We start from the raw sequence: 9,473 nt of genomic DNA, 5'->3' as shown, positions 1-9,473 counted from the left end.
CAGGTCCCCGCCTGGGGGTGTGGGGGCTTGCCCCCACAGAGCGCTGCCCGAGCTCTCATCGCGCGCAGCGCGCCTTCAAGCGAGGACCGCGCCGTTGCGGGGTCGAAGGGGCGGAGCCCCTGGGAGGCAGGGCCCGAGTGCTCACATGGCGCGAAGCGCCTCACAATGCGAGGACCTTGCTTTTCGCCCCCGGAACCCCGGAACTCCCCGGAACCCCCGGAACGCGTACCGGCTAGTGCTGGGAGAGGAGGTGGGCGAGCTCCTGCTCCACCTCCTGGTTGGCGACGAACAGCAGTTCGTCGCCCGCCTCCAGCGGGTCGTCCGCCGTCGGCACCAGGACCCGGCCCTCCCGCAGGATCGCCACCAGGGCCGAGTCCACCGGCCACGGCACCGAGCCGGCTCGCTGGCCCACGACTGGGGCGTCCTCGGCCAGGGTGAGCTCCACGAGGTTGGCCTGGCCCTGGCGGAAGGTCATCAGGCGGACGAGGTCGCCGACGCTGACCGCCTCCTCCACCAGGGCGCTCAGCAGGCGCGGGGTCGAGACGGCCACGTCGACGCCCCAGGACTCGTTGAACAGCCACTCGTTGTTGGGGTGGTTGATGCGGGCCACCACGCGCGGCACGCCGTACTCGGTCTTGGCCAGCAGTGAGACCACCAGGTTGACCTTGTCGTCGCCGGAGGAGGCGACCACGACGTGGCAGTTGCTGAGCCCGGCCTCGTCGAGGGAGGCGATCTCGCAGGCGTCGGCGAGGAGCCATTCGGCGCGCGGCACGCTGTCGATCTTGATGGCCCGGGGGTCCACGTCGATGAGCAGGACCTCGTGGCCGTTCTCCAGGAGCTCGGCCGCGATGGAGCGGCCCACGGCGCCCGCTCCGGCGATGGCGACGCGCATCACTCGTCCTCTTCCGGTGCCGCGGCGAGCACCTTGTTGATCCGGTCCATGTCGTTCTCCGCGGCGATGACGTGGAGCACGTCGCCCTCCTGCACCACGCTGTCCTCCGTGATGGTCAGGGCCTCGCCCATGCGGTTGATGAAGGCCACGCGCGTCTTGACGCGGTGCTCGAGGTCGACGACGCGGGTGCCGATCCACTCGGGGTTGGCGGTGACCTCGGCCAGGATGATCGTGCCCGTGGGGTCGCGCCAGAGCGGCTCGGCGCCCTCGGGGAGGATGCGGCGCAGGATCTGGTCGGCAGTCCACCGTACGGTAGCCACCGTGGGGATGCCGAGCCGCTGGTAGACCTCGGCGCGGCGGGGGTCGTAGATGCGGGCCACCACGTTGTCCACGCCGAACGTCTCGCGGGCCACCCGGGCGGAGATGATGTTGGAGTTGTCGCCGCTGGAGACCGCGACGTACGCGGCGGCGGACTCGATGCCGGCCTCGGTGAGCACGTCGCGATCGAAGCCCACACCCGTCACCCGCCGCCCTCGGAACCCGGCGCGAAGCCGCCGGAACGCCTGTGGGTCGCGGTCGATGATGGCGACGGAATGGCCGCTGTCCTCGAGGATATGAGCGAGAGTCGAACCGACCCGGCCACACCCCATGATCACTATATGCATTTCCCCCCGCACTTTCGCGGTCGGCCCATTGCTGGACACCAGTATGGCCCGAGGGGGGAGCGCCTCGTTTAAGGCCTCGGCATGGGGCTAGCATCTCGTTACGTGGCGAAGGTAACGGATCTTGTCAAACGCTTGCTCGTGGGGCGCGCCCTGCGTAGCGGGCAGCTTCACGAGCAACTCCTCCCAAAACGGATAGCACTGCCGGTTTTCGCGAGTGACGCGCTCTCTTCTGTGGCGTATGCGCCACAAGAGATTCTGGTCATCCTGTCATTGGCCGGAGTCTCCTTCTTCACCTACAGTCCCTGGATCGCGATCGCCGTCGTGGTCGTGATGCTCACCGTCGTGGCGTCGTACCGGCAGAACGTGCACGCCTATCCGAGCGGCGGCGGGGACTACGAGGTCGCGACCACCAACCTCGGCAAGAACGCCGGGCTCACCGTCGCCAGCGCGCTCATGGTCGACTACGTGCTCACGGTCGCCGTTTCCGTCGCCAACGGCGTCGACTACGTCGGCGCCACGATTCCGTTCGTGGGCCAGCACAGGCCCGCCATCGCCATCGCCATCGTGATCCTCCTCACGGTGATCAACCTGCGCGGCATCCGCGAGTCCGGCGCCGCCTTCGCCGTCCCCACGTACGCGTTCATGATCGCCGTTCTGGGCCTGATCGCCTGGGGCTGGTTCCGGCTGCTGGTGCTGGGTGAGCAGCTCGAGGCGCCGAGCGCCCACTTCACCATCGAGCCCGAGCAGACCAACCTGACCGCCTTCGCCGCCGCGTTCCTGATCCTGCGCGCGTTCTCCTCCGGCTGCGCCGCCCTGACGGGTGTCGAGGCCATCAGCAACGGCGTGCCCGCCTTCAGAAAGCCCAAGAGCAGGAACGCCGCCACCACGCTGCTGATGATGGGCCTGGTCGCGATCACGATGTTCGGCGGCATCATCGCGCTCGGCCTCGCGTCGGGCGTGAAGGTCGCCGAGCCGTCCGTGGTCGCCACCGACCTGCACCTGCCCGACGGGACGCCCGTCGGCCCCGGCTACTACCAGCAGCCGATCATCTCCCAGGTGGCCGACGCGGTGTTCGGCGGGGGATCGCTGCCGTTCGTGGTGATCTCGGCGGTGACCGCCCTGATCCTCTTCCTGGCCGCCAACACGGCCTTCAACGGCTTCCCGGTGCTCGGCGCCATCCTGGCGCAGGACCGTTACCTGCCGCGCCAGCTCCACACCCGCGGCGACCGGCTGGCCTTCTCCAACGGCATCATCATCCTCGCGCTCGGCGCGTGCCTGCTGCTGTGGGGGTTCCAGGCCGACGTCAGCCGCCTGCTGAACCTCTACATCGTCGGCGTCTTCGTCTCGTTCACGCTCAGCCAGACCGGCATGGTCATCCACTGGACCCGCCACCTGAAGACCGAGACCGACCCCAAGGTGCGCCACCAGATGCACCGCTCCCGCGTGATCAACTTCTTCGGCGGGATCATGACGGGGCTCGTGCTGGTGGTCGTGCTGCTGACGAAGTTCCTGGTCGGGGCGTGGATCGTGTGCATCGCGATGCCGATCCTGTTCCTGATGATGAGGGGCATCAGGCGCCACTACGACAACGTGGCGGCCGAGCTGGAGATCAGCGAGGAGTACGAGCCGGCCATGCTGCCCGCCCGCAACCACGCGATCGTGCTCGTCTCCAAGCTGCACAAGCCGACCATGCGCGCACTGGCCTACGCCCGCGCCACCAGGCCGTCCACGCTGGAGGCCATCACGGTGGGCGTCGAGGGCGAGGACGCGCGCAAGCTGCAGGAGGAGTGGGAGCGGCGGGGCATCCCGGTGCCGCTCAAGATGCTCGACTCGCCGTACCGCGAGATCACCCAGCCCATCCTCGACTACGTCAAGACCCTGCGGCGGCGCTCGCCGCGCGACGTGGTGACCGTGTTCATCCCCGAGTACGTGGTCGGCCACTGGTGGGAGCACGCGCTGCACAACCAGAGCGCGCTCAGGCTGAAGGCGCGGCTGCTGTTCAAGCCGGGGGTCATGGTGACGAGCGTGCCCTGGCAGCTGCACTCCTCCGACCGCCTCAAGGGCAGGCCGGAGCCGTTCGCGCCGGGCGCGGTGCGCCGTCCCTGGGAGCAGACCGCCAAAGATGGGGAGCAGGCTCGGGCATAGGGTGTCCCTGTGGAACAGGCATCTCTCGAGCTGACGGTAGGTCCGGTCGCGCACGGCGGCTGGTGTGTGGCGCGCCATGAAGGGCGCGTGGTGTTCGTACGGCACGCCTTGCCGGGCGAGCGGGTGATCGCCGACGTCACCGAGGAGACCGCCAGGTTCCTTCGTGCCGACGCCGTGGAGATCCTTGAGCCCTCGCCCGACCGCGTCGTCCCGCCCTGCCCGTACGCCGGCCCCGGCCGCTGCGGCGGCTGCGACTGGCAGCACGCCACGCTCGAGGCGCAGCGGCGGCTCAAGGCGCAGGTCGTGGCCGAGCAGCTGAAGCGGCTCGCGGGCCTGTCGCGCGAGGTCGTGGTGGAGGAGGTGCCGGGCGCCAAGGACGGGCTCGGCTGGCGCACCCGCGTCCAGTTCGCCGCCCGGCCCAGCGGTGAGCTGGGCTTCCGCCGGCACCGTGCGCACGACATCGAGGTCGTGGACGCCTGCCTGATCGCCCACCCGGAGGTGGAGGCGGTCGGGGCGGAGCAGCGCGCCTGGCCGGGCGCGGCCGGCGTCGAGGTCATCGCGTCCTCGGCCGGCGACCGGGCCGTGGTCGTCTCGCCCAGGCCGCGCCGCAGCGTCACCGTGCCCGAGCTCGACGCGCCCGCCTCGGTCCTCCTCGACCAGGGCAAGGGCCGTACGGTGCCGCGCCGCGGCTCCGGGGTGCTGCACGAGCAGGTCGGTGACCGCGGGTTCCGGGTGGCGGGCAGCGGCTTCTGGCAGGTGCACCCGGGCGCCGCCGAGACGCTGCTGGACGCGGTGCTGGCCTACGCGGCGCCGGAGCCGGGGGAGTGGGCGCTCGACCTCTACTGCGGGGTGGGGCTGTTCGCCGCCGGGCTGGCGGAGGCCGTGGGGGCCGAGGGGGCGGTGTTCGGGCTGGAGTCGGAGGCGGCGGCCGTCCGCGACGCCCGCGCCAACCTCCGCGACCTGCCGCAGGCCCGGGTGGAGCGGGGACGGGTCGAGGAGGCGCTGGACCGCTTCCAGATCGAGCGCGCGGACCTCGTGGTCGTGGACCCGCCGAGGTCCGGGCTGGGGCGCGAGGTGGTCGAGCGGATCGCCTCGCTGGAGGCCCAGCGGATCGTGTACGTCTCCTGCGACCCGGCCACGCTGGCGCGGGACCTGGCCTGGCTGGCGGAGCTCGGCTACCCGCTCTCCGACCTGCGGGCCTTCGACGCCTTCCCGATGACCCACCACGTGGAGTGCGTGGCCCTGCTGGCCAAGCAGTAGCTCATGGCTCTGACCAGCAACGGGACAACTGCATGAGTCTCAGGGTGTGTCTCGGATTCCCAAGATCATGACGCACGTGCGACGCACGATCATGATGCCCCGCCATCAAAACCGGTGACGGGGCGTTCGTCGAGGGCGGGCGATCGGAGCACCGTGCGGCACATGTGGAGGAACTCCGTAACCCCGGAGGTAACGACCTCGCGCCCAACCAAGTAGCTCAACGCAGCGTCTCACCTACCGTCTGTGCTCATCGCATCCGGGAGGGACGCTCAATGCCCAACGCCAAGCCCGCGGCAGGCAGCAACACGAAGGGGCTCGGGTGCCTCGCCGCCGCCCTCCTGTTCATCGTGGTCGGCTGCAACGCCCTCTTCGGCGGCGACACTCCCACGCCCCGCATCGCCTACACCGCACCCCCCATCCCGTCGTACCCGCCCTGGACGCCGGAGCCGGCCCCCGACCTGGATGACGACGGCACAGCGGATGTCTACGACAGCGACGACGACGGGGACGGCGTGGACGTCATCCGCGACATCGACGACCGGGACCCCGCCAAAGGCAGGCGACCCGAGCCGAAGAAGCCTCGGGAGCCGCGTCCTCGCCCCGAGCCGAAGAAGGCTCGGGAGCCGCGTCCTCGACCCGAACCGCAACCCGTCCAGGTCGGCAACGTGCACCCGGGCGGCTTCTGCGGCACGCCGGGCGCGGTCGGAACCTCCCGGGGCCGCACCTACGTGTGCCGCGGCGGCCACTGGCGGCGTTGACATGCCAAAACGTCCGCACAGCCCGGCCGCCCAGACCGTAGGGTGCTCGACGTGACCGAAGCGCTGCTTGTCGCCTGCATCGGCGTGGGAGGCACCCTCGCCGGGACGATCGTCACCTTCGCGGGGACCGGCCTTCAACAGTGGCGCCGCAACCGGGCAGACGAGCGCAGCGCCCGAGAGCAGGCCGTGTCCGATGTGCTCTCCGGGGCAACGGCTCTCAGCGCCGGCGTCCAGGCGTACCGCACCACGTGGGCGAGCGATCCGTGGTTCGTTCCATCGGCGATGAAGCTGCTGAGCATCTTCCCGCTCGGCCGAAGGACGCCAGGCTGGCACGGAAGGATCGCGGAGGTGGCGCGCGACAGCCGGCGCGACAGGCAGGCTCTGGCAGCCGAGTTTCACCAGGTGATCATGCCGAGGCTGGAGCGGATCACCAAGCTGCTCGTCGACATCAGCCTGTGGAGAGACCGCCGCTCCCGCCGGGTGGTCGCGGCGGCACGCGACCTCAGCGAGCACATGGGACGGCTGGTTGAGGCGGCAGGCGCTTCGAAGCATTCCTACCGGAAGGCACGCGCAGGATTCGAAGAGTCGCTGAGAGCCTTTCGCGCGGCCGTAGACGGCTGATCGGGCGCATCGGCGGCGTACGGCGACTGCTGGTCAGTGATCGTAAGACCTCCCGATGACCGGGCCCTCCTCAGCCCGCGGCGCAGGATGCGCCGCGGGCTTCTTCGTGAACCCCCAAGTGATCCCCCGCGTATCTCCAGGTGGCTTCCACGGGAGCCATGGGCGCGCAAAGCCCGGCGAGACAGGGGTTTCGGGCCCGCGGCAGCGGGGGCACTGACGCCTCAGATGGCACTCTGGTTTACCTGAGTTTCGAGATTTATGTCGCAATTGAGTGACAAGTCGGTCTCGTTCCCGACAGAATGCCTTGCCATCCAGCGTCTATGGCAACTGGAGGGAATCCCCTATGCGTAGACCCATTGGGGTATTTGCCGGGCTCATCGGCCTGGCGGCGCTCTGCGCGCCGATCGGTGCGGCCGAGGCCGCGGCGCAGAGCTCGGCTGAGGCGACGGCCTCCTGCCGCGTGAACGTGGCCAAGCCCAGCCTCACCAACGCATTGAAGATCAAGTCGTTCGCCACCCGCCGTGGCTGCGACGACACCGCACTCCTGCGCATCCGCATCAAGCGCGCCGTCCCGGGCCCCGACCCCGTCATCAAGAGCGGGGCCTCCAAGGACGGCCGCATCACCCTGACACTCGCCTGCAAACCGGGCACCTACTACGCGGTCGCGACCGACTATCGCGGCGGCACCGCCAAGTCACGGGCCGTCCGGCTGAACTGCGCCCCTGACAGCACGCCGACGCCCACCCCCACGGGCACGTCCACCCCGACGCCCACCGCGCCGCCCCCGTCGTCCGGAGGGACCGTCGGCACGGCCGAGGAGAACGAGGTCCTCAGGCTGACCAACGCCGAGCGGGCCAAGGGCGGCTGCCAGCCGCTCAAGCACGACCCGCAGCTCCGCGCCGCCGCGTTCGGCCACTCCGACGACATGGCGAAGCAGGGCTACTTCGACCACACCTCCAAGGACGGCCGCAGCTTCATGGACCGCATCCGCGGGGCCGGCTTCAGCGGAGGCACGGCCTTCGCCGAGAACATCGCCTTCGGCCAGCCCTCCCCGGCCTCCGTGGTCGAGGGCTGGATGAACAGCGCGGGCCACCGGGCCAACATCATGAACTGCCGGTACAACCTGATCGGCGTCGGCGTGGCCAAGAACTCCCAGGGCCGGATCTACTGGACCCAGGACTTCGCGGCCAAGTAACCGCGCAGCCGTCCCATCTCGTCGGCGATGGTGGCCAGGGTCCAGTGGGCGTTCAACCCGCTCGGGTTGGGCAGCACCCACACCCTGGCCCCACCGACGAGCTCGTCCTGGGGGCCGATGCGGGCCTTGGGCCGGACGAAGGCCGTGCGGTACGCCGAGATCCCCAGCACCGCCAGGATCGTCGGCGCCGCGGCCGCCACCTTCGCGGCCAGGGCCAGGCCGCCCTCGACCAGCTCCTCCTTGGTCAGCTCCGACGCCTTGGCGCTCGGGCGGGCGACGATGTTCGTGATGCCCAGGCCGTACGAGGGGAGGAGGTGTTGCTCGGCGGGGGCCAGCAGGCGCGGCGTGAAGCCGGACAGGTGCAGCGCGGGCCAGAAGCGGTTGCCGGGGCGGGCGAAGTGGTGGCCGGTGGCCTCGGACATGAGGCCGGGATTGATGCCGCAGAACAGCACGTCGAGCGAGGGGGCCAGGACGTCGTCAATCACGTGCCGGAGATTAGCCCATGTCTTCGAGTTTGCGGCCCTTGGTCTCGCGCACCCACTTCGTGACGAACAGGAACGACAGCACCGCGAAGATCGCGTACATGGCGTAGGTGAGGGGCAGGTTCCAGTCCGCCAGCGCCGGGAACGTCACCGTGACCGCCCAGTTCGCGATCCATTGGGCCCCGGCGGAGACGCCCAGGGCGGCGGCGCGGATGCGGTTCGGGAACATCTCGCCCAGCAGCACCCAGACCACCACGCCCCAGGACAGGGCGAAGAACAGCACGAACACGTTGGCCGCCACGAGCGCGATCAGCCCCTGCGGGTCCGGCAGCGTGACCGTCTTCCCCACCGTCCTGGCCGCGCTGAACGCCCACGCCGCGGTGGCCAGCGAGACCGCCATGCCCGCGGAGCCGATCAGGAGCAGCGGCTTGCGACCGATCCTGTCCACCAGCGAGATCGCGATGAACGTGCCCACGATGTTGATGATCGAGCTGGAGAAGCTGATCAGCAGCGAGGCGCTCTGGTTGATGCCGACCGACTGCCACAGCACGGACGAGTAGTAGAAGATCACGTTGATGCCGACGAACTGCTGGAAGACCGACAGGCCGATCCCGATCCAGACGATCGGCAGCAGCCCGAGCCCGGGCCCGCGCAGGTCCTTCAGCCCCGGCACCCGCTGGGTGCGCAGCACGTGCTGGATCTCCGCGATGTGGGCCTCGATGTCCACGCCCTCGGGCTCGATCTCGGCCAGCACCTCGCGGGCCCTCCTGGTACGCCCCGACATGATCAGGTAGCGCGGCGACTCGGGGATGATCAGCGCGAACGTCAGGTAGAACAGGGCGGGCACGACGCAGGCGCCCAGCATCCACTGCCACGCCTGCAGGCCCCAGAGGGGGTTGTTCACGTTGCCGCCGGCCAGCTGGGCGATCACGTAGTTGACGAGCTGCGAGACCGCGATGCCGAGCACGATCGCCAGCTGCTGGAAGGAGCCCAGCCGCCCCCGGTAGGCGGGCGGGGCCACCTCGGCGATGTACGCGGGCCCGATCACCGAGGCCATGCCGATCGCGAAGCCCGCGATCACGCGCCAGAACGCGAGGTCCCAGATGGCGAACGGCAGCATCTGACCGATCGAGCTGACCGCGAACAGCAGCGCCGCCACCTGCATCGTCCTGGTGCGCCCCAGCCGGTCGGCCAGCCCGCCGCCCGCCCACGCCCCCACGGCGGACCCGAGCAGCGCGATGGCCACCACGAACCCGATCTCGACCGGCCCCACGCGGAAGTACTTCTGGATGCCGACGACGGCGCCGTTGATGACGGCGCTGTCGTAGCCGAACAGGAACCCCCCGATGGCCGCGGCCGCCGTGATGAAGACGACGTGGCCGAGGTGCTCGTGGTGCGCGAACTTGGTAGCCATGCAGGTCCTTCCCCGTGGTTGGGGACATACCCGCAGGTCAT

At 69.9% G+C, this 9,473-nt stretch carries 9 protein-coding genes; 5 read left to right on the top strand and 4 right to left on the bottom strand.

The genetic code is table 11. From position 1 onward, the window contains the following. Nucleotides 1-232: 232 nt before the first annotated feature. Together ACFKCF_RS03030 and ACFKCF_RS03025 are read right to left on the bottom strand one after the other, a co-directional pair. Nucleotides 233-892: a TrkA family potassium uptake protein gene (locus ACFKCF_RS03030; protein ID WP_185077843.1), complete on the bottom strand. Its 660-nt coding sequence runs from the start codon at nucleotides 890-892 to the stop codon at nucleotides 233-235. Beyond that, nucleotides 892-1,557 (bottom strand): potassium channel family protein, encoded by a 666-nt coding sequence (locus tag ACFKCF_RS03025; RefSeq protein WP_394490333.1) that lies wholly within the window; start codon nucleotides 1,555-1,557, stop codon nucleotides 892-894. The genes ACFKCF_RS03030 and ACFKCF_RS03025 overlap by 1 nt, the downstream gene beginning before the upstream one ends. A gap of 102 nt (nucleotides 1,558-1,659) precedes the next feature. Between ACFKCF_RS03025 and ACFKCF_RS03020 the strand changes: the two genes are divergently transcribed. From ACFKCF_RS03020 to ACFKCF_RS03000, 5 genes are all read left to right on the top strand, one after another. After that, complete coding sequence (locus ACFKCF_RS03020; protein WP_394490331.1) at nucleotides 1,660-3,702, top strand: APC family permease; 2,043 nt, start codon at nucleotides 1,660-1,662, stop codon at nucleotides 3,700-3,702. Between the two features lie 9 nt (nucleotides 3,703-3,711). Further along, entirely contained in the window at nucleotides 3,712-4,962 is a 1,251-nt protein-coding gene (locus tag ACFKCF_RS03015; RefSeq protein ID WP_394490329.1) for a class I SAM-dependent RNA methyltransferase, read from the top strand. Nucleotides 4,963-5,234: 272 nt separating this feature from the next. Beyond that, entirely contained in the window at nucleotides 5,235-5,720 is a 486-nt protein-coding gene (locus ACFKCF_RS03010) for a hypothetical protein (protein ID WP_394490327.1), read from the top strand. 51 nt (nucleotides 5,721-5,771) lie between these two features. Beyond that, a complete protein-coding gene (locus ACFKCF_RS03005; RefSeq protein WP_394490325.1) occupies nucleotides 5,772-6,341 on the top strand; it encodes a hypothetical protein in 570 nt (189 codons plus the stop codon). A 343-nt stretch (nucleotides 6,342-6,684) separates the two neighbouring features. Continuing rightward, a complete protein-coding gene (locus ACFKCF_RS03000) occupies nucleotides 6,685-7,536 on the top strand; it encodes a CAP domain-containing protein (RefSeq protein WP_394490323.1) in 852 nt (283 codons plus the stop codon). On the opposite strand, the gene mug is transcribed toward ACFKCF_RS03000, so the two are convergent. Both mug and ACFKCF_RS02990 read right to left on the bottom strand, forming a co-directional pair. Next, complete coding sequence (gene mug, locus ACFKCF_RS02995) at nucleotides 7,506-8,021, bottom strand: G/U mismatch-specific DNA glycosylase (protein ID WP_394490321.1); 516 nt, start codon at nucleotides 8,019-8,021, stop codon at nucleotides 7,506-7,508. The two genes, ACFKCF_RS03000 and mug, sit on opposite strands and share 31 nt — an antisense overlap. Before the next feature lie 10 nt (nucleotides 8,022-8,031). Then, on the bottom strand, nucleotides 8,032-9,432 hold the full coding sequence (locus ACFKCF_RS02990) for a sugar porter family MFS transporter (RefSeq protein WP_394490319.1): 1,401 nt from the start codon (nucleotides 9,430-9,432) through the stop codon (nucleotides 8,032-8,034). Nucleotides 9,433-9,473: the final 41 nt, after the last annotated feature.

The sequence above is a fragment of the Nonomuraea sp. JJY05 genome (genome assembly GCF_043496855.1).
Classification (GTDB): Bacteria; Actinomycetota; Actinomycetes; order Streptosporangiales; family Streptosporangiaceae; genus Nonomuraea.
This window is presented reverse-complemented; position numbering and strand designations above follow the sequence as displayed.